At 66.3% G+C, this 23,405-nt stretch carries 23 protein-coding genes; 10 read left to right on the plus strand and 13 right to left on the minus strand.

Going from position 1 to position 23,405, the window contains the following annotated elements:
* Position 1: 1 nt before the first annotated feature.
* On the plus strand, positions 2-1,363 hold the full coding sequence (locus tag K3A84_RS01815) for a pyruvate dehydrogenase complex E1 component subunit beta (protein WP_225007354.1): 1,362 nt from the start codon (positions 2-4) through the stop codon (positions 1,361-1,363).
* A 61-nt stretch (positions 1,364-1,424) separates the two neighbouring features.
* Here the strand turns inward: K3A84_RS01815 and K3A84_RS01820 are convergent, their stop codons facing one another.
* The 6 genes from K3A84_RS01820 to K3A84_RS01845 form a co-directional block, all read right to left on the minus strand.
* Positions 1,425-2,099 carry a TadE/TadG family type IV pilus assembly protein gene (locus tag K3A84_RS01820; RefSeq protein WP_225007355.1) on the minus strand — a complete coding sequence of 225 codons (675 nt, stop codon included), beginning with the start codon at positions 2,097-2,099 and terminating at the stop codon, positions 1,425-1,427.
* Positions 2,096-2,683: a TadE/TadG family type IV pilus assembly protein gene (locus K3A84_RS01825; RefSeq protein WP_225007356.1), complete on the minus strand. Its 588-nt coding sequence runs from the start codon at positions 2,681-2,683 to the stop codon at positions 2,096-2,098. Before K3A84_RS01825 ends, K3A84_RS01820 begins: the two co-directional genes overlap by 4 nt.
* On the minus strand, positions 2,680-4,629 hold the full coding sequence (locus tag K3A84_RS01830; protein ID WP_225007357.1) for a pilus assembly protein TadG-related protein: 1,950 nt from the start codon (positions 4,627-4,629) through the stop codon (positions 2,680-2,682). Before K3A84_RS01830 ends, K3A84_RS01825 begins: the two co-directional genes overlap by 4 nt.
* Positions 4,630-4,749: 120 nt before the next feature.
* Complete coding sequence (locus tag K3A84_RS01835) at positions 4,750-5,211, minus strand: TadE/TadG family type IV pilus assembly protein (protein WP_225007358.1); 462 nt, start codon at positions 5,209-5,211, stop codon at positions 4,750-4,752.
* The gene (locus K3A84_RS01840) at positions 5,208-5,672 is read right to left on the minus strand and encodes a TadE/TadG family type IV pilus assembly protein (RefSeq protein ID WP_225007359.1); all 465 of its coding nucleotides are present in this window, start codon (positions 5,670-5,672) and stop codon (positions 5,208-5,210) included. Before K3A84_RS01840 ends, K3A84_RS01835 begins: the two co-directional genes overlap by 4 nt.
* Positions 5,669-6,973: a pilus assembly protein TadG-related protein gene (locus tag K3A84_RS01845; protein ID WP_225007360.1), complete on the minus strand. Its 1,305-nt coding sequence runs from the start codon at positions 6,971-6,973 to the stop codon at positions 5,669-5,671. The genes K3A84_RS01840 and K3A84_RS01845 overlap by 4 nt, the downstream gene beginning before the upstream one ends.
* A 175-nt stretch (positions 6,974-7,148) precedes the next feature.
* On the opposite strand from K3A84_RS01845, the gene K3A84_RS01850 reads away from it, so the two are divergent.
* Positions 7,149-7,742: an isoprenoid biosynthesis enzyme family protein gene (locus tag K3A84_RS01850; RefSeq protein ID WP_225007361.1), complete on the plus strand. Its 594-nt coding sequence runs from the start codon at positions 7,149-7,151 to the stop codon at positions 7,740-7,742.
* A 77-nt stretch (positions 7,743-7,819) separates the two neighbouring features.
* Positions 7,820-8,290: an EF-hand domain-containing protein gene (locus K3A84_RS01855; RefSeq protein WP_225007362.1), complete on the plus strand. Its 471-nt coding sequence runs from the start codon at positions 7,820-7,822 to the stop codon at positions 8,288-8,290.
* 65 nt (positions 8,291-8,355) lie between these two features.
* On the opposite strand, the gene trmFO is transcribed toward K3A84_RS01855, so the two are convergent.
* On the minus strand, positions 8,356-9,723 hold the full coding sequence (gene trmFO / locus K3A84_RS01860) for a methylenetetrahydrofolate--tRNA-(uracil(54)-C(5))-methyltransferase (FADH(2)-oxidizing) TrmFO (protein ID WP_225007363.1): 1,368 nt from the start codon (positions 9,721-9,723) through the stop codon (positions 8,356-8,358).
* Positions 9,724-9,793: 70 nt separating this feature from the next.
* Between trmFO and K3A84_RS01865 the strand changes: the two genes are divergently transcribed.
* Entirely contained in the window at positions 9,794-10,450 is a 657-nt protein-coding gene (locus K3A84_RS01865) for a lysoplasmalogenase (protein ID WP_225007364.1), read from the plus strand.
* Between the two features lies 1 nt (position 10,451).
* Here K3A84_RS01865 and K3A84_RS01870 read toward each other — a convergent pair whose 3' ends face one another.
* Together K3A84_RS01870 and gyrA are read right to left on the minus strand one after the other, a co-directional pair.
* The gene (locus K3A84_RS01870) at positions 10,452-10,805 is read right to left on the minus strand and encodes a DUF952 domain-containing protein (protein WP_225007365.1); all 354 of its coding nucleotides are present in this window, start codon (positions 10,803-10,805) and stop codon (positions 10,452-10,454) included.
* A complete protein-coding gene (gyrA, locus tag K3A84_RS01875; RefSeq protein WP_225007366.1) occupies positions 10,802-13,555 on the minus strand; it encodes a DNA gyrase subunit A in 2,754 nt (917 codons plus the stop codon). The genes K3A84_RS01870 and gyrA overlap by 4 nt, the downstream gene beginning before the upstream one ends.
* Positions 13,556-13,865: 310 nt before the next feature.
* Here gyrA and K3A84_RS01880 point away from each other — a divergent pair, with 310 nt between their 5' ends.
* Positions 13,866-15,188, plus strand: coding sequence for a hypothetical protein (locus tag K3A84_RS01880; RefSeq protein ID WP_225007367.1), 1,323 nt, complete (start codon positions 13,866-13,868; stop codon positions 15,186-15,188).
* A 76-nt stretch (positions 15,189-15,264) separates the two neighbouring features.
* Here K3A84_RS01880 and K3A84_RS01885 read toward each other — a convergent pair whose 3' ends face one another.
* On the minus strand, positions 15,265-15,918 hold the full coding sequence (locus tag K3A84_RS01885; protein WP_225007368.1) for a carbonic anhydrase: 654 nt from the start codon (positions 15,916-15,918) through the stop codon (positions 15,265-15,267).
* Positions 15,919-15,985: 67 nt separating this feature from the next.
* Here K3A84_RS01885 and lipA point away from each other — a divergent pair, with 67 nt between their 5' ends.
* Both lipA and K3A84_RS01895 read left to right on the plus strand, forming a co-directional pair.
* Complete coding sequence (lipA, locus tag K3A84_RS01890; protein ID WP_225007369.1) at positions 15,986-16,927, plus strand: lipoyl synthase; 942 nt, start codon at positions 15,986-15,988, stop codon at positions 16,925-16,927.
* A 7-nt stretch (positions 16,928-16,934) separates the two neighbouring features.
* Positions 16,935-17,384: a type II toxin-antitoxin system RatA family toxin gene (locus tag K3A84_RS01895; protein ID WP_225007370.1), complete on the plus strand. Its 450-nt coding sequence runs from the start codon at positions 16,935-16,937 to the stop codon at positions 17,382-17,384.
* 3 nt (positions 17,385-17,387) lie between these two features.
* On the opposite strand, the gene K3A84_RS01900 is transcribed toward K3A84_RS01895, so the two are convergent.
* From K3A84_RS01900 to K3A84_RS01910, 3 genes are read right to left on the minus strand one after another with little or no spacing between them, the layout of a single operon-like run.
* Entirely contained in the window at positions 17,388-17,900 is a 513-nt protein-coding gene (locus K3A84_RS01900; protein WP_225007371.1) for a CinA family protein, read from the minus strand.
* 8 nt (positions 17,901-17,908) lie between these two features.
* On the minus strand, positions 17,909-18,463 hold the full coding sequence (locus K3A84_RS01905) for a hypothetical protein (RefSeq protein WP_225007372.1): 555 nt from the start codon (positions 18,461-18,463) through the stop codon (positions 17,909-17,911).
* Positions 18,460-19,659 carry a bifunctional 2-C-methyl-D-erythritol 4-phosphate cytidylyltransferase/2-C-methyl-D-erythritol 2,4-cyclodiphosphate synthase gene (locus K3A84_RS01910; protein ID WP_225007373.1) on the minus strand — a complete coding sequence of 400 codons (1,200 nt, stop codon included), beginning with the start codon at positions 19,657-19,659 and terminating at the stop codon, positions 18,460-18,462. The genes K3A84_RS01905 and K3A84_RS01910 overlap by 4 nt, the downstream gene beginning before the upstream one ends.
* 111 nt (positions 19,660-19,770) lie before the next feature.
* Between K3A84_RS01910 and dusB the strand changes: the two genes are divergently transcribed.
* The 3 genes from dusB to K3A84_RS01925 are packed head-to-tail and all read left to right on the plus strand — an operon-like array spanning position 19,771 to position 23,388.
* Entirely contained in the window at positions 19,771-20,808 is a 1,038-nt protein-coding gene (dusB, locus tag K3A84_RS01915; RefSeq protein ID WP_225007374.1) for a tRNA dihydrouridine synthase DusB, read from the plus strand.
* The gene (locus tag K3A84_RS01920) at positions 20,771-21,961 is read left to right on the plus strand and encodes a two-component system sensor histidine kinase NtrB (protein ID WP_225007375.1); all 1,191 of its coding nucleotides are present in this window, start codon (positions 20,771-20,773) and stop codon (positions 21,959-21,961) included. Before dusB ends, K3A84_RS01920 begins: the two co-directional genes overlap by 38 nt.
* Entirely contained in the window at positions 21,958-23,388 is a 1,431-nt protein-coding gene (locus K3A84_RS01925) for a sigma-54-dependent transcriptional regulator (protein ID WP_225007376.1), read from the plus strand. Before K3A84_RS01920 ends, K3A84_RS01925 begins: the two co-directional genes overlap by 4 nt.
* Positions 23,389-23,405 lie beyond the last annotated feature (17 nt).

Here is a 23,405-nt window from a genome sequence, read left to right on the forward strand (position 1 = left end):
GATGGCGATCGACCTCAAGATGCCCGCCCTCTCCCCGACGATGGAAGAGGGCACCCTCGCCAGATGGCTGGTCAAGCCCGGCGACACCGTGAAATCCGGCGACATCCTCGCCGAGATCGAGACCGACAAGGCGACGATGGAATTCGAAGCCATCGACGAAGGCACCGTGGCCGAACTGCTCGTGGCCGAAGGCACCGAAGGCGTGAAGGTCGGCACCGTCATCGCGCGCATCGCGGGTGAGGGCGAGGACGCCGCCGCGCCGGCCCCTGTCGCCGCTCCGGCCCCGGCACCCGTTGCAGCGCCCCCTGCGCCGGCCGCCGCCGCTGCTGTCACGGCTACACCGGCCCCCGCGCGCGATCCCGAAGTGCCCGCTGGCACCACGATGGTCGCCACCACGGTCCGCGAAGCCCTGCGCGACGCCATGGCCGAGGAAATGCGCGCCGACGATCGCATCTTCGTGATGGGCGAGGAAGTGGCCGAATACCAAGGCGCCTACAAGGTCACGCAAGGGCTGCTCGAAGAGTTCGGCCCCAAGCGCGTGATCGACACGCCGATCACCGAATACGGCTTTGCCGGGATCGGCGCGGGCGCGGCGATGGGCGGCCTGCGTCCGATCGTCGAGTTCATGACGTTCAACTTCGCCATGCAGGCGATCGACCACATCATCAACTCGGCCGCCAAGACCAACTACATGTCGGGTGGCCAGATGCGCTGCCCGATCGTGTTCCGTGGCCCCAACGGCGCGGCCAGCCGCGTCGGCGCGCAGCACAGCCAGAACTACGGCCCGTGGTACGCCGCCGTGCCCGGCCTCGTCGTCATCGCGCCGTATGACAGCGCCGATGCCAAAGGCTTGCTCAAGGCCGCGATCCGCAGCCAGGATCCGGTCGTGTTCCTCGAAAACGAGCTGGTCTACGGCAAGAGCTTCGACGTGCCCCAGACCGACGATTTCGTCCTGCCTATCGGCAAGGCGCGCGTGGTCCGCGAAGGCAAGGACGTGACGATCGTGTCCTATTCGATCGGCGTCGGCTTCGCGCTGGAAGCCGCCGAAACGCTCGCTGCCGAAGGCATCGACGCCGAAGTGGTGGACCTGCGCACGCTGCGTCCGCTCGACAAGGCCACCGTGCTGGCCTCGCTCGCCAAGACCAACCGCATGGTCGTGGCCGAGGAAGGCTTCCCGGTCTGCTCGATCGCCTCGGAAATCATCGCCATCGCGATGGAAGACGGCTTCGACCACCTCGATGCCCCAGTCCTGCGCGTGTGCGACGAGGACGTGCCGCTGCCTTATGCCGCCAATCTCGAAAAGGCCGCACTGATCGATGCGGGCAAGATCGCCGCCGCCGTGCGCAAGGTCTGCTATCGCTGATCGCGCAAGACTGCTGCGAAACCGAAGGGCCGCTTCCCGCAGGGAGCGGTCCTTTCGCGTTTCAGGTGGTATACGTCAGGCAACTCGCCACGCCGTCCGTCACGTTGCGCACATAGATCTGCGTCAGGTCACGGTCGTCGCGGACGTTGAAGGCGGCGGTGGCCTTGATCGTGTTCGATTGCGATCCGCCGGTGAACAGGTTCGAGATCAGCGGCTGATAATCGTACGTCAGTTCGACGAACATCACCGCATCGCCCGCGCTGGCCTTGGCTTCCTCGCCCACGGGGCCCAGGCCCACCAGCGAGCCGTCGGCCCCCTTGCCTTCCACGCCATAGGCGCTGACCACGGACTTCTTGCCCCGGCACCGCTGCCAGTGGATGTACTGCGTGCTCGTCGTGCCGGGCAGCACTTCCAGGCTGCTGATGATCACCCGCCCGTTGGCATAGAGGTTGAGCGCGCCCGCCTGCACGCCCGCGCCCGCCAGCAGGTCGGTCACGTCGCTTTCATAGATCTTGCGGCTCGACAGCACCGACTGGTCGCCGATGCGCGAGGCGTTGTCGGCGATCTGCATCGCCAGCTGCGACAGCCGCATCCGCACCATCGTCTGGTTGGCGAGTTCGGTGCCCCACATGCCCACGGTCAGCAGCAGCGGCAGCGACAGCGCGAATTCCGATGCCGCCACGCCCGATCGGGCGCGCCACAGCGCGCGCCAACGAGCCTTGAGCCCCCGCTTCACTTGCAATTCCCCACCTTGGTCGATGCTTCCTGCAGCTTGAACGGCTGGTTGCGCAGCACCGTCGTCGCCGTGGTCGATACGGTTGAGGACAGCCCCACCAGCGCCGCCATCGGGAACGCGCGCGGATAGCTCATCGTCGCGCTGTAAAGTACCGCATCGCGCGCCCCGCCAAGGCCCGTCACGCCGCGGTCGGCATCCCACACGCCATTGCCGTTGGCATCTTCGAACGCCTCGTCATTGTCGCACGCCCCGTTGGCGTTGGTATCGGTATAGTCCTCGGGCGTGCTGACGTTGCTGAAGTTGGTGTAGGCCTTGCGCTTGAACGCCAGCGTCGCCGAAGGCACCAGTTGCTGCACCCGCGCCGTCACCTTGGCATCAATCGTCGCGGTCTGCCCGCTGGCGCTTTCCAGCGTAGAGGCGCGTGCGGCCTGCTGCACCGCGCCCTGCAGGATGGTAGTGGCCCACATGTTGTAGCCCATGTCGAACATGCCCATCAGCACGCTCACCAACACCGGCAGAACCAGCGCGAACTCAGCGGCGGTGGCCGCCTCCCGCGCGCGCCAGAGCGTATGCAGCGCCCTCATTGCGAAAGCCTCAGGTCGCCGATCGAGCGCGCGATCTTGGCAAAGGCGGCATCCAGCTCGGTGGAATTGGATGCAGAGAAATAGTGCCCGGCCCCTGCGCACTCGGTCATGATCGGGTTGAGGTCGGTCCCGAAGGCGATGAACCACACCGTGATGTTGCGGTTCTTCACCTGCTCGCACGCGAACGAGAACCGCTTTTCCACCGTCTGCGTCAGCGTCAGCGCCGAAGACGGCCCCCACCGCCGCCGCGCGAGCGGTTCCACGCCATAGGCGCCATAGGTGAGGTCATAGGACGAGGTCTGGCCATCGGTCAGGAAGATCACGTGACGGCTCGTCGGGCGGGTCGCCGTCACGTTGGCGTTCTCGCTCGCGAACAGCCCCGTGGGCGATATCAGCCGCCCGGCCCAGATCATGCCGATGTCGTGATAGGTGCTACCGCCCGCCTTCAGGCTGTCGATGTAGGTCGCGAGCGAACTCGTCGTCCAGGTCTGCAGCTTCTTGGCCATCGCGGGGCAATCGGCAAACCCGCCATAATAGGGCGAGATGTATTCGTTCTGCGTCGTCACCTCGCTGGTCGACCAGTTGCCCGTGCCGTTCCACAGCAGCGCCCGGTTATAGATCACCGCCGGATAGTGCGGTCGCCACTGCGTCGCCGCCATCCCGGCGGTGGGCACCGTGTCGATATCGAGATCCAGCGCCTTGGTCAGGTCGACATTGGTATAGTCGGTAATCTCGTACGTGCCGCGTTCCTCGATGCAGCCGTCCGAGCCCGTGCGCCAGCCGCTCACATCCTTGGTCACGTCCTTGTACCACCACTGGCTGCCGCTGCCGAGCTTGGGCTCGGTGATAGTGTCGTATTGCAGCGTGTAGTTGGTATAGGTCGTCTTCGTCGTCGAACACGTCGTGCCCGAACGCGTCACCGTGCCATAGTTCGCGCCATTGTAGACGATCTGGTAGGTCGTCACTGTGCGCGTGCCCGCCGGCGGCCCGGTCACGGCCGTCTGGGTAGAGGATATCTTGTTGGTCTTGCTGCTCAACGTGTTCGCGGGCGCGGAGCAGGTATAGGTCCCGAACCACGTTTTGGTGGCGGCGAACGTGTACGTGCTGTCCCACGCCGTGCCGGAAACAAGATCGGTGCCGGTGTCGTAGGTATAAGTCCCGTTCGCCGACCCCGTGCCGACCAGCGTGCGCGAAGGGTAGGCCCAGCTCTTCACCATCCAGTCGTCCGCCAGCAACGAGCCGACGTTCACGTTCGAGGAATAGGGCACGAAGCCATAGCGGATGCGGCTGCCCGGCTGCTTCACGCCTTCCATCGTGGCATAAAAGTTCTTCACCACGGTCTTCAGGATCGCGATCTTGGGGCTGGTGTCGCCGTTGTTGATCTCGTTCATCGAGCCCGTGACGTCGAGCGCCATCATGATGTCGGTGTTGGGCGCGTTGAGCTGGGCGGTGCAGGTCGCAGTCATCGCCACCGGCTGGGCGGAGAACATCTGCATGATCGTCATCGGTACGCTGGTCGTCGCGGTCCCCGCGATCGACTGATCGTCCTGGATCACCATGGCAAAGTTCCGCCCGGTCGAACCATACGTGCCGGACGAGAAGTTGACGTTGAACATCCGCGATCCGCGATCGACCACCTTGGCCGTATCGGTTGCGGCGTTGAAATTCGTGATCGCGCCCATCTGCTTGCGCGCGGCCAGCACGCCCGCATCGCAGGCCTGCTGCAACCGCGACTGGATCAGATAGAGCCGCCCCGCGTCGACGCCGCCGCCCACCAGCGCCATCAGCGGCAGCAGCGCGCCGGCAATGATCATCGCGGTATTGCCCGCCCGATCTCGGGCGAGGCGGGTCAGGAAACCGTCCTCGACGCCCGGGCTGGCAGGCACGCGCATCGCGCGAGCGCGCGCACCGAACACCGAACCGAGCAGGGCAAGCAGAACCTTCACCCCGGCAGGACTAGCGCCAGGTCTGGAAAGATCAGGTTAATGTCGCCGACCGAATTGCATCGAAACCGAACGCCCCGGCCGGACATTCCCGCCATCCCGCGCGCGCGCCATGGTTAAGGCTCAGACCTTGAGGAAGATCGATCGGGTATAGGTGGTGGAGAATGTCAGAGAGGTGATCCACACCACCACCGGGGCCTGGTACGTCATCGTCAGGGTATATTCCGATGCCCCCGCCACGCGCGATGTCGATACCGGATCGACCCGAACCAGCGTCAACTGGTCTGCCCTGATGAAATAGGGCGCCGACGATGCCACCGCGATGGCCGTATCGCGCATCTGCGCCGTGGTCAGCTTGTTGCCAGTCTGCCCCTGCGTCACCACCTGCCGCTGCACGTCCGCCGCCGCGCAGCCCAGCGCCGCATAGGCCTGCATCACGATGGAGAACTGGAAGATGCCCAGCATCAACAGGATGAACATCGGCCCGATCAGTGCAAACTCGACCGTGGCCGAACCTTCCTGCCGTTGCCGCAACCGGCGCAGGATCGAGGCCATGCGCTCGACCACGAGAGCTGCCCCCCTCACGAGATCTGCACCGTGCGCTGCATCGTCGTCGTGATCGGCGCGCCGATGCCGAAATCGGTCCACATGGGCGTGAAGGTATCGGTCACCTGCAAGCGCAGGTACTTGGCGATCTCGCCCGTCACCGGGCAATAACCGGGCAGCGACACATAGGCCGTGTCCACCCCGCAACGATAGACCGTGGTGATCGCAATGTTCGCCACCGGAACGCCGGTCGTCGTTGAAAGAACACCCTTCATCGTTGTCAGCTTGGCGTCGTTGTCGGGCACGGCGGCCAGCACGATCTGCACGGCTTCGCTCATCGCACCCTGCAACTGGGTGCGCCGCGCCACCAGGCGGGTCACGTCCACCGTGCCCAGACCCAGCAGCGCCAGCAGCGGGGCGACGAACGCGAACTCGATCACCACCGAACCGTCGCCCGATCCGGTCAGATGCCCCAGCAGACCGCGCAGCCGTCCGATCATGATACCAGGATCACGCTGGGCGCATCGGTGCCCACAGACGTCGTCGTCGTCAGGCCGACGGGGCAGAAACTGGTCATGTTCACGTTGCCCTGGATCGAGATCATGTTGGCGGTGATCTGCAGGCAGCGACTGGTGACGCGCGCGGTGCCGCCAAAGGCCAGCGTCGACTTGGGGAAATAGACGGTGCCGTTGATGATCGAATCCGAATTGCCGTTCAGCGTCGAGATATTGCCCGCGCTGTTGCGATCCTCGAAGATCAGCATTCCTTCCAGCTTGGCCGCTTCGGTCGAGGAAACGCCCGCACTGACCAGCTGCGCCTGCGTCATCGCCGTCAGGTTGATCGACGAGCCGCCGTTCAGCTTGAAATAGGCGCCGTTCTTCAGCACGAACATTACGCCGTTGGCCGTGACCGCATCTTGCGCGCGGATCGTCACGCCACCGCCGTTGATCACATAGACCCCCGGATTGAGCACCGTGTTACAGGCTGTGGTGATGTTGGTGTAGGTGCCGGGGTTGAGCGTTGCGACGGTCGTGTTGCCCGACTTCACGCAGGCATAGGTCGTGCCGGTTGCGGTGTTGTTGGGCGGCGTCAGGTTGACGAAGGGGTCCGACAGCGTGGTCATGTATTCCTTGACCACGTCGTCGGTGTGCGTGTCGAACCAGTCGTCGATGCCGCCCGCCGACATCAGGTAGTTGACGTCGATCTCGGGATTGCCCGACACGCGGATCGAATTGGTCGAATTGGACAGGGCGGCAAGGCCACAGCCCGATTTCAGCACCGCGCTACCACCGATGGTGATCGCGCCATCGGCAGACTGGTTCGTCGCAATCATGCAACTGGTATAGGTCGCACCCTTGGCGAAGCTCGCTTGTGCCGAAACCGAGACCGTCGTGGTCTGCCCGGTCACGAAGCCGAAGAACGGCAACTGGCGCGTGGCCGAGGCATTGACCTGGATCGCGTTCGACGTGCCATTATTGTAGTTGACCAGCGACACCGTGGGGGTCGCGGCAAAGTCCGTCGTCACCGCCAGGTTCGCGGCGAATTCCTGCTGGGCGTGTGTGGTATAGGCCGTCTTGCTGATGCCCTTGGCCAGTGACCATGCGCCGCCGATCGCGGCCTGATCCGCCGCATACTGCAACTCTCGCCGCCACAGGAACCATTGCGCTGTATCGATGGCATATCCCGCGGCAGAGACCAGCACCGGCGCCGACATGGCGATCAGGACCGTGGCATTGCCCGATTTGCACGCGGCAAGCGCCTGCATGAGACCGCGCTTGCGCGTGCGCCAATTGCGAACCATGGAGCCGATCCTGCCGAGCATGTTTCCGTTCCTGTTGCGGACCGATGCGGCGCTTGCGAGAAGCGATCCCTGCTTCCCTGGTGCCAAATACGGTCCGTTGGTTAGGGGATGTGCAACCGATGCCGTTAATTCGCGGTTACCGTCACACCGAATTCACAAGGATTGCGACCCGATCATGCAAAGCGTTGATGCCGGGGACGAACTTGGTCCCGACGACGGGCTCGACCCGATCGAACGGCTCGCCGTGGCCTATGCGCCCGGCACGGTTCGGCCCGCCTGGCGCGGCTTTCTCGCCTTCGACCGCCGCCTTGCCGATGCCGCGCGCGAAGGCCGCGATCCGATCATGATCCAGTTGCGCCTTGCCTGGTGGCGCGATCGCATGGCCGAGCCCGCCGCGCGCTGGCCTGCCGGCGAGCCACTGCTCGCCATGCTCACGGCATGGGACGCCGAACGGTCTGCACTTTCCGCCATGGTCGATGGCTGGGAAGCCCGCAACGTCGGCTCGGACGGCGGCGCCGCGTTGCGCAGCGCGCGCATTGCCGCGCTCGAAGCGCTGGCCCGCATCGGCGGCGCGCGCGACGGTGCGGTGCTGGCTGATGTCCGCCGCGCCGCTGCCGAATGGCTGGACAGGAGTGGGGCGGGGACCATCCGTCTGCCCCGCGCCATGCGCCCGCTCGTCGTGCTGCGCGGCATGGCCTTGCGCGGAGAGGAAGGCCCGCCGCTCCGCCGCTTCCTCACGCTGCTGCGGCTGGGGATGCTGGGCCGCTAAAATGGAGGCAGTTGGCGTTGGTTGCCGCGCTTTCGCTCAGTAGTTTCCCCGAGAGACGGGGTAAGGAGCGCAGAGCGGTGAACCGGGTGCTGATCGGCGCGATGGCGACGCTGCTGCTCGTTACCTCGGGCGTGTTCTGGTGGGAAGGCCGCGCCGCCGACGAACGCAATGCGCCAGCACCGCGCCTCGCGCTCGCCACCGATGCGAGTGCGGAGGCAGAGGACGAACTGCCCGAAGCCGATGCGGGCGATGCGATCGGTCCGGCCTTGCCACAGGCGAGCGAACAGAGCCGCGAACAGCGCCGCTTCGACCGGCTCGACAAGGACCGCGACAGCCGCATCACCCGCAACGAGATGCTCAGTCCCCGCGTGAAGGATTTCCGCAAGCTCGATGCCGACGGCAACAACCTCCTGACCTTCGAGGAGTGGGCCACGGCCACCTCAAACAAGTTCAAGGGGGCCGATGCCAACGGCGACGGCGTGTTGGACAGGGCCGAATACGCCACCACCAAGGCCAAGCCAAAAAAGCCCGCCTGCAAGTGCCGCTAGGCACCCCGTCGGTGGGCCTGTGGGGGCGTCGGGTGTCGTTCTGCCCCCTTTAGGTGTCGTTCAGATCACGGCAGTTTCGGCAGCCATTCGGCCAGGTCCGCCTTGCCCCGTTCGGTATAGGCTTCCTTGCGCTGCTTCTTCTTCACGTCCGTAAGGGGCGGAAAAAGCCCGAAATTCACGTTCATCGGCTGATAGCTCTCAGCCTCGGCATCGCCCGTGATATGCGACAACAGCGCGCCGAGCGCACTCGTCCGCGGCGGCGCCACCCAATCGCGCCCGGCAATCTCCGCAGCGGCCATCAGGCCCGCCAGCATCCCCACCGAGGCGCTTTCGACATAGCCTTCGCAGCCCGTGATCTGGCCCGCAAAGCGGATGTGCGGCGCCGATTTCAGCCGCAGCTGGCGGTCGAGCAGCGTCGGCGAATTGAGGAAAGTGTTGCGGTGCAGACCGCCCAGCCGCGCGAACTCGGCGTTCTCAAGCCCCGGAATTGTCCGGAAAATGCGCACCTGCTCGGCATATTTCAGCTTGGTCTGGAAGCCGACCATGTTCCACAGCGTGCCCAGCTTGTTGTCCTGCCGCAGCTGCACCACGGCATAGGGCCAGCGCCCGTTGGGATGCTCCGGCGTCGCCCAGTGCGGATTGTCGAGCCCGACCGGCTTCATCGGCCCGAACCGCAAGGTTTCCAGCCCCCGCGCGGCCATCACCTCGATCGGCATGCAGCCATCGAAATAGGGCGTGTTCGCCTCCCATTCGCGGAACTCGGTCTTCTCGCCTGCCTGCAATTCTTCCCAGAAAGCAAGGTATTGCTCCTTGGTCATCGGGCAATTGATGTAATCGCGCCCATCGCCGCCCAGCGCCAGCGAAGCCTCGGCCCCCTTGTCCCAGCGCGAGGCCATCCACGCCACGTCCATGTCGATGGACTCGCGATAGACGATCGGCGCAATCGCATCGAAGAAGGCGAGCGAATCCGCGCCCGTCGCCGCCCCGATGGAACCGGCGAGGGCAGGGGCCGTCAGCGGCCCCGTGGCCACGATGGTCAGCCCGGATTCGGGAAGGATATCAACGCGTTCGCGCACGATCTCCAGCGTGGGCTGCGCCGCCAGCGCTTCCTCGACCGCCGCCGAAAAGACCTCGCGATCCACCGCCAGCGCCGACCCTGCCGGCACCCGCGCCTTTTCGGCAGCGGCCATCAGCAGGCTGTCGCAGCGGCGCATTTCCTGGTGGAGCAGGCCGACCGCGTTCTTCTCGTGATCGTCAGAGCGGAACGAATTGGAACACACCAGTTCGGCAAGGCCTGTGCCCTGATGCGCCGGGGTGCTATCGCCACCGCCGCGCATTTCGGACAATTTCACGCGAATTCCGCGCCTTGCAAGCTGCCACGCGGCCTCGCTGCCAGCCATGCCGCCGCCGATGATGTGTACCTGATGTGCCATGCCTTCGCATTGGCATTGCATCGCAGCGTCGACAACCCCAAGAGGAACGGGCTGGAAGGGAAGGGGAGCCATGGCGGCAGGAGCACTCGCGGATCGCAGGCCGTGGCTGGCGCTGAGCCTCGTCTTCGGCATCAGCTACTGGCTGGCCGATCACTCGCACGTTCCCGGCCTCTACGAAATCGCGTGGAAGGGCGGCGGCGTGGCGCTGCTGGCGGCCTACGCGTGGTCGCACCATCCGACGAAGGACGCGCACCGGATCGCGCTGGTCATGGCCTTCGGCGCGCTGGGCGACATGGTGCTGGAGATCAATTTCACGCTGGGCGCGATCGCGTTCCTCTTGGGTCATCTGGAAGCGATCTCGCTCTATGTGCGGCATCGCCGCGCCACGCCGAGCCCCAGCCAGAAGGCGCTGGGCGTGGCGACGCTGATCGGCGTGCCGTTGATTTCGTTTGAGCTTTCCGGCCAGTTCCCGGTTGCGTTCTACGCGCTGGGCTTGGGCGGCATGGCCGCCGCGGCATGGCTCAGCGACTTCCCGCGCTATCGTGTCGGGCTGGGTGCGATGATGTTCGCGGCCTCTGACCTGCTGATCTTCGCGCGCATGGGACCACTGGCGCAAAGCCCGCTGCCGCACCTGCTGATCTGGCCGCTGTACTACTTCGGGCAGCTGCTGATCTGCACCGGCGTGATCGGCGCGCTGAAGGCGCGCGGCGAGTTCCGGGCGGAGTAGCTCAGCCCGCCACCGGCAGCACGATCGCGCCCGTTTCGTCGCGGTGGAGCGGGCCATAGGCCAGCACCGCGCTCAACGGCAGGTCGGCGTAGATGTGCGGGAACAGCGCGCCGCCGCGCGACACTTCCCACTTCACCGCATCGCCCAGCACGGCGAGGTCGACGGTGACGATGTGCAGGTCGTCCTGCCCGGCGAAATGCTTGTCGACCGTTTCAGCAAGTTGCGCGGCGGTCGAGAGGTGGATGTAGCCATCCGCCCGGTCGACCGGCGCGCCCTTGAACACCGCCTGCGCCTCAAGATCCGCCATCTGGGCGGCGGTCAGGACCTTGTAGGCGACCTGCGGTGTCTCGCTCATTCACCCTGCTCGCTGCTTTCCTGGATGCCCGCATTCTCGGTGGGCACGTCCGCAACGGCCTCGTCGTCGCCGCCGTCATCGGCAAGACGCACGGCGCTGACCACATGTTCCTCGCCAGCGACGTTGAACAGGCGCACGCCCGCCGAACCGCGCCCGATCACGCGCAGCGTGGTGAGCGGCAGGCGGATCAGCTTGGCCTGGTCGGTGACGAGCATGAGCTGGTCGGCCTGCACCGCCGCGAAGCTGGCCACGACCGGCCCGTTGCGCGCGATGTTGTCGATGTTGGTGATGCCCTGGCCGCCGCGCCCGGTGCGGCGATATTCGTAGGCCGAAGACAGCTTGCCATAGCCGTTGGCACAGACGGTGAGGATGAACTGTTCCTTTGCGGCCAGTTCGGCATAGCGTTCCGCGCTCATCTGCGGTTCGCCTTCCTTTTCCGCCTTCCACGGAGCGAAGCGCAGGTAGTCCTCGCGCTCGTCCGAATCCTTCACGCCGACACGGTGGAGGATCGACAGCGAGATCACCTCGTCGTCGGCCTTCAGCGTCATGCCGCGCACGCCGGTCGAGGTGCGGCTCTGGAATTCGCGCACGTCGTCCGCCGGGAAGCGGATGGCCTTGCCAGCACGGCTCGCCAGCAGCACGTCGTCCCCTTCGGACAGCAGAGCGACGCCGATCAGGCGGTCCTCGCTGCCTTCATCGAAGCGCATGGCGAACTTGCCGTTCGACGGAATATTGGCGAACAGATCCATCGCGTTGCGCCGCACGTTGCCCTTGGCTGTCGCGAACATGACGTGGAGCTTGCCCCATTCGCCTTCGTCCTCGGGCAGCGGTAGCACCGCCGCGATCGTTTCGTCCTTGTCGAGCGCGGGCAGGAGGTTGACCACCGGGCGGCCACGGGTGGTCGGCCCGCCTTCGGGCAGGCGCCACACCTTGAGCCGATAGACCTTGCCCGCGGTCGAGAAGAACAGCACCGGCGTGTGGGTGGAGGCCACGAACATGGTGCCCACGGCATCCTCGTCCTTGGTCGCCATGCCGCTGCGGCCCTTGCCGCCGCGCGCCTGCGCGCGGAAAGTCGAGAGCGGGGTGCGCTTGATGTAGCCGTCGAGAGTGACGGTGACGACCATGTCCTCGCGCTCGATCAGGTCTTCATCATCGATGCCATCGGCGGCGGGTGCTATCTGCGACAGGCGCGGGGTGGCGAAGGCCGAGCGCACCGCGACCAGTTCCTCGCGCATCACGGCATAGAGCTTGATGCGATCGGCGAGGATAGACAGGTATTCCTCGATCGCCTTGGCCAGAACGCCCAGTTCGTCGCCGATTTCGTCGCGACCGAGCGCCGTCAGACGGTGCAGGCGCAGGTCGAGGATCGCGCGGACCTGGATTTCAGACAGCCGGTAGGGCTTGCCCGAACCGTCGTCGGCGTCGTTCTCGATGGCTTCGACAAGGCGCAGGTAAGGCGCGATCTCGCCCACGGGCCATTCGCGCGCGAGCAGGGTTTCGCGGGCCAGCGCCGGGTTGGCCGAGCCGCGGATGATCTTCACCACTTCGTCGAGGTTGGTCACCGCGACGACGAGGCCGAGCAGGATATGGGCGCGATCGCGCGCCTTGTTCAGCTCGAACTTGGTGCGGCGGGTGATGACCTCTTCGCGGAAGCGGACGAAAGCCTCGATGATGTCCTTGAGGCTCAACGTTTCCGGACGGCCACCACGGATGGCGAGCATGTTGGCCGGGAAGTTCGACTGCGCGGGCGTGTTGCGCCACAGCTGGTTGAGCACGACTTCGGGCGTGGCGTCACGCTTGAGATCGATGACCACGCGCACGCCTTCGCGGTTGGATTCATCGCGGATGTCCGAGATGCCCTCGATCCGCTTGTCCTTGGCCGCTTCGGCGATCTTCTCTACCAGGCTGTTCTTGCCGACCTGGTAGGGGATGCTGGTCAGCACGATCGAGCGGCGGTCGCCCTTGCCTTCCTCGATCTTGTGCTGGGCGCGCATGATGATCGATCCGCGCCCTTCGTGGTACGCCTTGCGCGCGCCAGCCGTGCCGAGGATCATCGGCGCGGTGGGGAAGTCTGGCCCGGGAATGATCTCGATCAGCTCGTCGATCGAGATCAGCGGGTTGTCCATGTAGGCAAGGCAGCCGTCGATCACTTCGCCGAGGTTGTGCGGCGGAATGTTGGTAGCCATGCCCACCGCGATGCCACCAGCGCCGTTGACCAGCAGGTTGGGGAAGCGCGCGGGCAGGACGGTCGGCTCCTGCCGCGACCCGTCGTAGTTGTCGGCGAAATCGACCGTGTCCTTGTCGAGATCGTCGAGCAGGAAGTTGGCCACGCGGGCAAGGCGCGCCTCGGTATAGCGCATCGAGGCCGGCGGATCGGGGTCCATCGAGCCGAAGTTGCCCTGGCCGTCGATCAGCGGCACGCGCATCGACCAGTCCTGCGTCATGCGCGCAAGGGCATCGTAGATCGCACTGTCGCCGTGCGGGTGGTAGTTGCCCATCACGTCGCCAACGATCTTGGCGCTCTTGCGATAGGGGCGCCCGGCGACGAAGCCGCCTTCCTGACTGGCGAAGAGGATGCGGCGGTGGACCGGCTTCAACCCGTCGCGCACGTCAGGCAGCGCGCGGGACACGATCACGCTCATCGCGTAATCGAGATAGCTGGTCTTCATCTCGTCGACGATGTCGATCCGCTGGAATTCGCCTTCGCCGCCAAGGGCTGCGGGGTCGATGGTCTGGGTGTCGTCGCTCACGTGATGATCCGCGTTATCGCTTTTGATTTATGGGAAGGTTCCGGCACTAGGCCATCACGCGCGCGAAGGCCAGCAATGCGCGACCGTTCGGTGCTTTTCCCGAGGACTTTTCCACACATGCGGCCAGTTGCCTGAACGGCGGGACAAACTGCCGTTCAAAGCGCGTTCAGCGCACGCCTTCTAACGCTTCAACCCGTTGCAAAGGGCGCAATTCCGCGCCAGTAGCGCAAGGCGACCATGGAGAGGAACCGCAAGGGCGATGACGCCTGCGGGACAGACACAGGTCCGGGTCGAACAGGAGATCATGAAGATGCGGGGTTCTTTCGGGAAATTCGGCAAGTCGGCCGTGGCGCGCGCAGCGCTGGGCGTGGCGCTGGCAACCGGCGTTGCGGCGGGCGGCTTCGTTTCGACCGCTGCCGTTGCCAAGGAAAAGGAAGCCAAGGGCGGCAAGGTCAGCAACTCGCCCGAGTTCGTGAAGGCGGCGCAGGCTTTCCAGCCTGCGTTCAATGCCGCGCAGGCGCTGAAGGGCGACGAGCAGAAGGCCGCCGGCCAGGCGCTGGTGCCGCAGCTCGCCGCGATCGCCCCCAACGTCAAGACGCCCGCAGACCAGATCATCTTCGGCCAATGGCAGCAGTCGGTCGGCAACTGGACCGGCGACAACGCGCTCGTCCGTACCGGCCTTCAGGCGATGCTCGATTCCGGCCAGCTTCCCGCGGACAAGGTCAGCCTCGTGCAGTTCTTCATCGGCGCCAAGGCCTATGAAGCCAAGGACTACGCCGGCGCGGTCAAGGCGCTGCAGCCGGTCGTCGCAGCCAACTACAGCGATGACGTCGCTGCCGAAATGCTCGCCGAAAGCTATGCCCAGACCGGCAATCCCAAGGGTGGCCTCGATGCGCTGAAGCAGGCGATCGCCGCGCGCAAGGCCGCTGGCGGCGCCGCTCCGGAAAGCTGGTACAGCCGCGCCAACCGCGTTGCCTATACAGCCAAGCTGAATGCGGAATCGGCCGAATGGGGCGCATTGCTCGCCGAAGCCTATCCCACGCCGATGAACTGGCTGGGCGCGATCCAACTGGTGCGCAACGCCAGCGCCTTCACCGCGCAGGAAAACCTCGACCTCGGTCGCCTGATGGACCGTTCGGGCGCGCTCAAGTCCGACCCGCGCTACACCGAGCGTGAATACGTCGACTACATCCAGGCCGCCGACGCCCGCCGCAACCCCGGCGAAGTGCTGCGCGTGGCGCAGGACGGCCTGACCTTCGGCGCGCTCAAGCCGACCGACACCTTCGTCACTGACGCGATGACGCAGGCCAAGGGCCGCATCGCGGCGGACAAGGCCTCGCTGCCGGGTCTGGCCAAGGATGCCGCCGCCGCCGCCAACGGCGTGACCGCCAATGCCGCCGGCGACGCCTTCCTGCAGTACGGCGACGCGGCCAAGGCCGAGGAGTTCTACAAGATGGCGCTGTCCAAGGGCGGCATCGACAAGGACCGCGCGCTGACCCGCCTCGGCATTGCCCAGGCTGACCAGGCCAAGTGGGCCGACGCCAAGGCGAGCTTCGCGCAGGTCACCGGCCTGCGCGCACCGATGGCCCGCCTGTGGACCGTCTGGGTCGACCAGAAGGCCGCCGGCAAGTAAGCCTTTCGGGCTTCGGCACAAACAGAAAGGGCGGCTCCTTGCAGGGCCGCCCTTTTCGATTCGGGGGGATGGTTGATCAGGAAACCGGGCTGAACGCGCCGGTTTCCTCGTCCAGCACGTGTAGCAGCCCGTCGGAGATCGCGAAGAACGCCCCGCGCAGGCGCAGTTCGCCGTTGCGCTCCTTGGAACGCACGCAGGGGAAGGTGCGCAGGTTCTTGAGGCTGACCTTGACGGCGGCCTGCTCCATCGCGCGCTCGGCCGCGCGGCCGGTGGTGCCGTGCTCGTGCGCGACCGGCTCGCGCGCTTCGTCGAGCAGGCCGATCCAGTCGGCGATGAAGCCGCCTTCGCCCGGCTCGGCGCCCTTGAGGTCCTGCGTCAGTGCGGCCTTGCAGCCACCGCACATGCCGTGGCCCATGACCACGATTTCCTTGACCTTGAGCACCTGCACCGCGAATTCCAGCGCGGCCGAAACGCCGTGGTGGCCGGGATTGGTCTCGAACGGCGGGACCATCGCGGCGACGTTGCGCACCACGAACATCTCTCCGGGATCGGTGTCGAATATCTGCGCTGGGTCCACGCGGCTGTCGGAACAGGCGATGATCATCACCTGCGGTTCCTGCCCTTCGCGCAGTTCCTTCCAGCGTTCGAGACGGGGGGTCCAGCCATGTTCACGGAAACGGCGGTAGCCGGCGATGAGCTGGTCCAGCTCGGGGGATCTGTCGGTTGCCATGAACCAAGGCCTTTGCAGGGTTAGATTGAGTCTTTCAAGTCCGCGTCGATGCTCCTATCTGGGCGCCATGACCGACGTCGCCAAGATCGAGACCGAACAGAGCCCCGCCCGCCAGCGCAAGCCCGACTGGATCCGCGTGAAAGCGCCCGGCAGCAAGGGCTATGGCGAGACGCGCCAGCTGATGCGCGATCTCAAGCTCAACACCGTATGCGAGGAAGCGGCTTGCCCCAACATCGGGGAATGCTGGACCAAGAAGCACGCCACGGTGATGATCCTGGGCGATGTCTGCACCCGCGCCTGCGCATTCTGCAACGTCAAGACCGGCATGCCGCGCGCCGTCGACGCATCCGAGCCAGGCCACGTGGCCGAAGCGGCAGCGAAGATGGGGCTTGAGCACATTGTGATCACCTCGGTCGACCGCGACGACCTGCCCGACGGTGGCGCAGGCCAGTTCGTGAAGGTGATCAAGGCCCTGCGCGAGCAGACCCCGAACACAACCATCGAGATCCTGACACCCGATTTCCGCGGCAAGATGGCCGCCTCCGTCGCCGCGATTGTCGAGGCGGGGCCGGACGTCTACAACCACAACCTCGAAACGGTGCCCCGCCTGTACCCGACGATCCGCCCCGGTGCGCGCTACTACGCCTCGCTGCGGCTGCTGGAGGAAGTAAAGCGCCATAATCCGCTGATCTTCACCAAGAGCGGCGTGATGCTGGGGCTGGGCGAAGAACGGCTCGAAGTCCACCAGGTAATGGACGACATGCGCAGCGCGCAGATCGACTTCCTGACCATGGGCCAGTACCTGCAACCCACGCCCAAGCACGCCAAGGTGATCGAGTTCGTCACGCCGAAGGCCTTCGACGCCTATGGCGCGATCGCGCGGGCCAAGGGCTTCCTGCAGGTAGCATCGAGCCCGCTGACGCGATCGAGCTATCACGCGGGCGACGATTTCCAGCAGATGCGCGCCACGCGTGAGGCGCAGCTCGCCAAGGCCGCGCTGAAGGGCTGACGCCGACGTGCCGCATATTTCCGAACAGCGCCGGATGCCGTGGTCGCCCGAACAGATGTTCGACCTCGTCGCCGACGTGAAGCGCTATGCCGAGTTCCTGCCCTGGGTCGTCGCGACGCGGATCAAGTCGGACAGCGAGGGCGAGATGGTGGCCGACATGCTCGTCGGCTTCAACGCGCTGCGCGAAAAGTTCACGTCGCGCGTGAAGAAGGACCGCCCGCGCCGGATCGAGGTCGAATACCTCGACGGGCCGATGAAGAACCTGTCCAATTCGTGGGAGTTCGCGCCCGACGGGCAGGGCGGCTGCGTGATCGACTTCTGCGTCGATTTCACCTTCCGCAACGCGATCTTCGAAAAGCTGGCCGGCCAATATCTCGACCGCGCCTTCCGCAAAATGGTGACCGCGTTCGAAACGCGCGCCGAAAAACTCTACGGCCTGCCGCAGACCGCGTCCTGAAGCCTATTCTGCCGCAGGCAGCAGCAGTTCCAGCGCGCAGATCGCGGCTTCGCGCCGCACTTCGGACCGCGTGCGCGCGTTCTCGAAGAACTTCAGCTCCGCATTCACCGCTTCGGGATCTTCGCCGCGTTCGGCACGGGCGAAAACGACGGTGCCGACCGGCTTGTTGTCCGATCCGCCACCAGGGCCCGCCACGCCGGTAATGGCGACGGCCACGTCCGCGCCCGAATGCTTGAGCGCGCCCTGCGCCATCGACCAGGCGACCGCGATCGAAACCGCACCGAAGGTGTCGATCACGTCCATCGAAACGCCGAGCAATTCGTGCTTGGATTCGTTCGAATAGGTAACGAAGCCCCGATCGAGCACGGCGGAACTTCCCGCGATCTCGGTCAGCGCAGCGGCGACGAGGCCGCCCGTGCAGCTTTCGGCAACCGCGAGGGTCCGGCCGCGCGCGGCGTTCTCCTCGATCACGCGGCGGGCCAGATCGACGATGTCGGCGGGAAGAAGGCTGTCCATGGCTGGGCTCAATTCGACTTTGCTGATTCGGCCGGGCACAGCGGCAGCGCCGCCTTCTTGCCGGGTCGGGGCTTGTCCGCAAGGCCGACGATGAAGGTCAGCAGCTCGGCGGTGTTCTCTGGCGGCAGGGGCGAGAGCAGGCGCGTCGCCCGTTCGATCGCCACGCACTGGTCGGGCTTGATGCCCTCGGTCACCATCTGCGCCACCATGCCTTCGGCAAAAGGCTGGAGCGCGCTGTCGGGCAGGCCTGCCACCATCGCCTTCATGCCTGCGTCCTTGGTATCGCCGATCTTGAGCAGCGCCGCCTTGGCCAGCGGCCAGGCCTGCTGCTTGCGCTCGGCATAGCGCTGGATCAGCGCCGGACCTTGCGTGGCGAAATAGCCCTGCGGCGACAGGCTGGGGCGGCACGCCTTCATCGCGCCGTCCATCACCACGGGCAGTGCATAAGTCACCATGCCGGTCAGTTCGGGCCGGGTCAGGCAATCCTGCGCGACGGCGGCCTGCGCCGAGGCAAGGCCGGACAAGGCGGCAAGGGCACCGACGATCTTGCGGGTTGTGCTCATGGCCTGTCTCCGTTCTGAACCGGGACCACCGTGGCCACGGCCTGCGCCGCTATACCTTCGCCGCGTCCCGTGGTTCCGAGCTTTTCGGTGGTGGTCGCCTTCACGCTCACCTGCTCGCTCGCCACGGCCATGATCTGTGCAAGACGCGCGCGCATCGCCGCCTTGTGCGGACCGATCTTGGGGGCTTCACAGATGATCGTGACATCGACATTGCCGACATCGTAGCCCTTCGCACGCACCAGCGCGACGGCATGGGCAAGAAAGCGATCGGAAGAGGCCCCCTTCCACTGCGGGTCGGACGGCGGGAAGTGATCGCCGATGTCGCCCGCGCCGATCGCGCCCAGCAATGCATCGACCAGGGCGTGGATTGCGACGTCGGCGTCGCTGTGCCCGGAAAGGCCCTTCGCGTGCGGCACCTTCACGCCGCACAGCCACAAGTCCTCGCCTTCGACGAGGCGGTGCACGTCGAAGCCCATGCCGGTGCGGGGGAAGGGGTTGGCCACGGCGTTCTCCTCAAGATCGGCGGCGAAAGTGACCTTGCGCAAGCGTTCGTCGCCCACGACCAGCGCGACGGGCAGGCCAGCAGCTTCCGCCACTTCGGCATCGTCGCCTGCATCCGGCGCTCCCTGCCAGCCCCGGTGCGCGGCAAGGATATCGGCAAAGCGGAAGGCCTGCGGGGTCTGCACGCGGTAGAGGCCATCGCGGCTGACGGCGCTGCGACGCAGGCCCTCGGCCCCGCGCACCACGCTGTCGACCACCGGAAGCACGGGAATGGCGCCCGGCCGATCCGCCAGCGCGGCAACCAGCGCGGCGATCACCCGCTGCGGCAGGTCGGGCCGCGCGGCGTCGTGGATCAGCACCGCGTCAGGCGCATGCCCGGCCAGCGCTTCGAGCGCGCGGCGGACCGAGCCTTGCCGCGTTGCATCGCCATGGACGAAGCGCACGTCGGCGATGCCCTCCAGCACCTGCGCTGCCGTATCGTCCCAGCCATCCGGGATGGCGACCACGATCGGTGTCACACCAGCCGCCGCCAGCGCCTCGGCGCTGTGGCGCAGCAGCGGCTTGCCACGGAACGGCACGAACTGCTTGGGCACGTCGCCTCCCGCGCGTAGCCCCTTTCCTGCCGCGACGATCACGGCGGCGACGTGCATCGCTGCGACTCCGGTGCTGGCGTTGAAGGGGAAGGGCGCGGTCATGCGGGCGGGCCTCTACCACCTTGGGCGGGGCAGGCAAGCCGACAAAACCTTGCCCGGACGGGCCAGATCGCGTAAGGACTGCCTGTTTTTTAGGCAGAACCTCCCAAAACGATGACTTCGCTCCCCACCCCGCCCAAGCTGGCGCCGCTTTCCGTTGGCCCCGTCACCGTGGGTTGCCCGGTCGTGCTCGCGCCGATGACCGGCGTGTCCGACCTGCCGTTCCGCACGATGGTGCGCCGCTATGGCTCGGGCCTCAACGTCACCGAGATGATCGCCAGCCCCGCCGCGATCCGCGAGACGCGCCAGTCGATCCAGAAGGCGATGTGGCATCCGACCGAAGAGCCGGTGTCGATGCAACTCGTCGGCTGCGAACCCGAACAGATGGGCGAGGCGGCGAAGTTGCAGGAAGACCGCGGCGCGGCGATCATCGACATCAACATGGGCTGCCCGGTGCGCAAGGTCGTCAACGGCGATGCAGGCTCGGCGCTGATGCGCGACATTCCGCTCGCCACCCGGCTGATCGAGGCGACGGTGAAGGCGGTTTCGGTGCCGGTGACGGTCAAGATGCGCATGGGCTGGTGCCATGACAGCCTGAACGCCCCCGAACTGGCGCGCATCGCGCAGGATATCGGCGCGAAGATGATCACCGTCCACGGGCGCACCCGCAACCAGATGTACAAGGGCCAAGCCGACTGGGCCTTCGTGCGCAGCGTGAAGGAAGCGGTCGACATTCCGGTGATCGTCAACGGCGACATCTGCACCATAGAAGACGTGGCCACGGCGATCGACCAGAGCGGCGCGGACGGCGTGATGATCGGGCGCGGCGCTTATGGCAGGCCGTGGCTGCTGGGCCAGATGATGCACTGGCTCGAAACGGGCGAACAGCGGCCCGATCCGGCCCTGGCGGAACAGTACGCCGTGCTGATCGAACACTACCACGCCATGCTCGAACACTATGGGCCCGTCACCGGCGTCGCCATGGCGCGCAAGCATCTGGGCTGGTATACCAAGGGCCTGCCCGGCTCCGCCGAATTCCGCAATCGCGTCAACTTCATCGATGATGCCAAGGCCGTGCTGGAAAGCCTCGCCGGGTTCTACGGACGCCTGCTGGATGCAGACCATGGAAGCGACAGGCGTGCCGCCGCATGAGCCTGGCGACGGCGTGAGCGCAGCGGGGGAGGGACGGCGCGCCGATGCGCAGCGCCCCGATCCCAAACGCCTCGTCGCCAGCTTGCCGGTCGCGCTGTTCCTGCTGGGACCGGACCTGCACGTTGCCTCGGTCAACCCTGCGGCAGAGCAACTCGTCGGGCAGGGCGCACGCCGCCTTGTCGGCCGCCCCGTGGCCGAGATATTCGAATTCGACGAGCCGCTGATCCTCGGCCGACTGGGCGAGGGCGAGGCGCAGCTCTTCGCGCGCGATGCACACGTGCGCGTGCTCGGACGGGCGGCGCGGCGGCTCGACGTGATGACCTCGCCCGTGACGCATTCGCCGGGGTGGCAGATGTTGATCCTGCACGAAGCGATCCGGGTCGAGGCGCTGACCGGCGACGGCGGTGGCTCGGGCGGGGGCGAGGGCGTGGCCCTGCGCGCGCCGGAAGTTCTGGCGCACGAGATCAAGAACCCGCTCGCAGGCATTCGCGGCGCGGCGCAATTGCTCGACCGCAAGCTGGAAGGCGCGGACAAGGCGCTGACCGGCCTGATCACCACCGAGGTCGACCGCATCGCCAAGCTGATCGACCAGATGCAATCGCTCTCGCGCCGCAGCCAGGAGCCGGTTGCGCCGTGCAACCTGCACGAAGCGGTCCGCCACGCGCAGGCCATCGTCGCCGCATCGAAGCCGGGCGAAGTGGTGTTCGAAGAGGAGTTCGACCCCTCGCTGCCGCCGATCATGGCCAATCCCGATGCCCTGGTGCAGGTCGTGCTCAACCTGATGACCAACGCGCGCGAGGCCTGCGAAGGGCGCAAGGGCGCGCGCATTGCGGTGCGCACGCGCTTTGCCAGCGGCATCCAGCTCCACGCCGGACCGGGCGGCAAGCCGCTGCGCCTGCCGATCGAACTGCGCGTCAGCGACAATGGTCCCGGCATCGACCCCGCACTGCGCGATCACATCTTCGAGCCCTTCGTAACCGCCAAAAAAAGCGGACAGGGCCTCGGTCTGGCGCTGGTGCAAAAGCTGGTGCGAGAGATGCATGGGCGCATCTCACACGATCGCGACGAGGCCAAGGGCTGGACCCATTTCCGCCTGCACCTGCCCGTGGCCGGGACGGTCCCACTGGAAACGAACAAGGAAGACACCCGGTGAAGCGGTCCATCCTGCTGGTGGAGGACGACGCCTCCATCGCCATGGTCATTACCGCCGCGCTCGAGGCGGACGGTTTCGGCGTCGACCGCTGCGATTCGATCGCCGAGCGCGACCGGCTATTGGCGGGTAAGACCTATGGCCTGATGCTGACCGACGTGATGCTGACCGATGGTGATGGCATCGAGACCCTCGGCCGCGTGCGCGAAGCCTTTCCGCAGATGCAGGTGATCATCCTCAGCGCGCAGAACACGCTCGATACGGCGGTACGTGCCAGCGACACCGGCGCGTTCGAATATTTCCCCAAGCCCTTCGACCTTGAAGAACTGGTGCGCACCGTCCGCCAGGCCATCGGTTCAAGCGGAAGCGGCGATGCGCCCGAGGGGCCGGAGGAGGTGGCGCAAGGGCTGCCGCTGGTGGGACGCAGCCCGGCCATGCAGGCGGTCTACCGCATGATCACGCGCGTGCTGCGCAATGACCTGACCGTGCTGATCCTGGGTGAATCCGGCACCGGCAAGGAACTGGTGGCCGAAGCGATCCACCAGTTGGGCAACCGCGCCGCCGGGCCCTTCATCGCCGTGAACACCGCCGCCATTCCCGCCGAGCTGATCGAAAGCGAGCTGTTCGGCCATGAAAAGGGCGCCTTCACCGGCGCGCACGCCCGCCACATCGGCAAGTTCGAGCAGGCCAGCGGCGGCACGCTGTTCCTCGACGAGATCGGCGACATGCCGATGCAGGCGCAGACCCGGCTGCTGCGCGCGCTGCAATCGGGGCGCATCCGTCGCGTCGGCGGCACGGAAGAGATCACGCTAGATTGCCGGATCGTCGCGGCGACCAATCGCGACCTCGTGCCGATGATCGCGGCAGGCCAGTTCCGCGAAGACCTGTACTACCGCATCGCCGTAGTGCCGATCGCGCTGCCGCCCTTGCGCGAGCGGGCCGACGACATCGAGGCGCTGTCGCGTCACTTCCTCGCCCGCGCCGCCGCCGAAGGCCTGCCACGCCGCCAGCTCTCCCCGGCGGGTGCGGCGCTGCTCGCCCGCCAGCCCTGGCGCGGCAATGTCCGGGAACTGCGCAACTTCGTCTATCGCCTCGCGCTGCTGGCGCGCGACGAAGTGATCGATGCCGCCACCATCGAGCCGCTGCTGGCGGGCGAGGGCGCAGCCCCCCGCGCTGCCGAAACGGACGAGGGCCCCGCCGATTTTGCCGCCACGCTCGAACGCTGGCTGGGCGAGGCCAATCCCGCGCCCGGCACGCTCTACGACGCCGCGCTCGCCGCGTTCGAGCGGCCGCTGTTCCTCCACGCGCTCGCCACCACCGGCGGCAACCAGCTGCGCGCGGCGCAACTGCTGGGGATCAACCGCAACACCTTGCGCAAGCGCCTCGCCGAGCTGGAGATCGCGCCGGAGTCAGTTCTCCATAAGAACTAAGGGCATCGCCCCAGCAG

It is taken from the genome of Novosphingobium percolationis (genome assembly GCF_020179425.1).
Lineage (GTDB): Bacteria > Pseudomonadota > Alphaproteobacteria > Sphingomonadales > Sphingomonadaceae > Novosphingobium > Novosphingobium percolationis.

Excerpts from the sequence above, each read along its gene's own strand:
- K3A84_RS01815 (WP_225007354.1), top strand. The coding sequence starts at position 2 with ATGGCGATCGACCTCAAGATGCCCGCCCTCTCCCCGACGATGGAAGAG.
- K3A84_RS01825 (WP_225007356.1), bottom strand. The coding sequence starts at position 2,683 with ATGAGGGCGCTGCATACGCTCTGGCGCGCGCGGGAGGCGGCCACCGCC.
- K3A84_RS01840 (WP_225007359.1), bottom strand. The coding sequence starts at position 5,672 with ATGATCGGACGGCTGCGCGGTCTGCTGGGGCATCTGACCGGATCGGGC.
- K3A84_RS01845 (WP_225007360.1), bottom strand. The coding sequence starts at position 6,973 with ATGGTTCGCAATTGGCGCACGCGCAAGCGCGGTCTCATGCAGGCGCTT.
- K3A84_RS01850 (WP_225007361.1), top strand. The coding sequence starts at position 7,149 with ATGCAAAGCGTTGATGCCGGGGACGAACTTGGTCCCGACGACGGGCTC.
- trmFO (WP_225007363.1), bottom strand. The coding sequence starts at position 9,723 with ATGGCACATCAGGTACACATCATCGGCGGCGGCATGGCTGGCAGCGAG.
- K3A84_RS01865 (WP_225007364.1), top strand. The coding sequence starts at position 9,794 with ATGGCGGCAGGAGCACTCGCGGATCGCAGGCCGTGGCTGGCGCTGAGC.
- K3A84_RS01870 (WP_225007365.1), bottom strand. The coding sequence starts at position 10,805 with ATGAGCGAGACACCGCAGGTCGCCTACAAGGTCCTGACCGCCGCCCAG.
- K3A84_RS01880 (WP_225007367.1), top strand. The coding sequence starts at position 13,866 with ATGCGGGGTTCTTTCGGGAAATTCGGCAAGTCGGCCGTGGCGCGCGCA.
- K3A84_RS01885 (WP_225007368.1), bottom strand. The coding sequence starts at position 15,918 with ATGGCAACCGACAGATCCCCCGAGCTGGACCAGCTCATCGCCGGCTAC.
- lipA (WP_225007369.1), top strand. The coding sequence starts at position 15,986 with ATGACCGACGTCGCCAAGATCGAGACCGAACAGAGCCCCGCCCGCCAG.
- K3A84_RS01900 (WP_225007371.1), bottom strand. The coding sequence starts at position 17,900 with ATGGACAGCCTTCTTCCCGCCGACATCGTCGATCTGGCCCGCCGCGTG.
- K3A84_RS01905 (WP_225007372.1), bottom strand. The coding sequence starts at position 18,463 with ATGAGCACAACCCGCAAGATCGTCGGTGCCCTTGCCGCCTTGTCCGGC.
- K3A84_RS01910 (WP_225007373.1), bottom strand. The coding sequence starts at position 19,659 with ATGACCGCGCCCTTCCCCTTCAACGCCAGCACCGGAGTCGCAGCGATG.
- dusB (WP_225007374.1), top strand. The coding sequence starts at position 19,771 with ATGACTTCGCTCCCCACCCCGCCCAAGCTGGCGCCGCTTTCCGTTGGC.
- K3A84_RS01920 (WP_225007375.1), top strand. The coding sequence starts at position 20,771 with ATGCAGACCATGGAAGCGACAGGCGTGCCGCCGCATGAGCCTGGCGAC.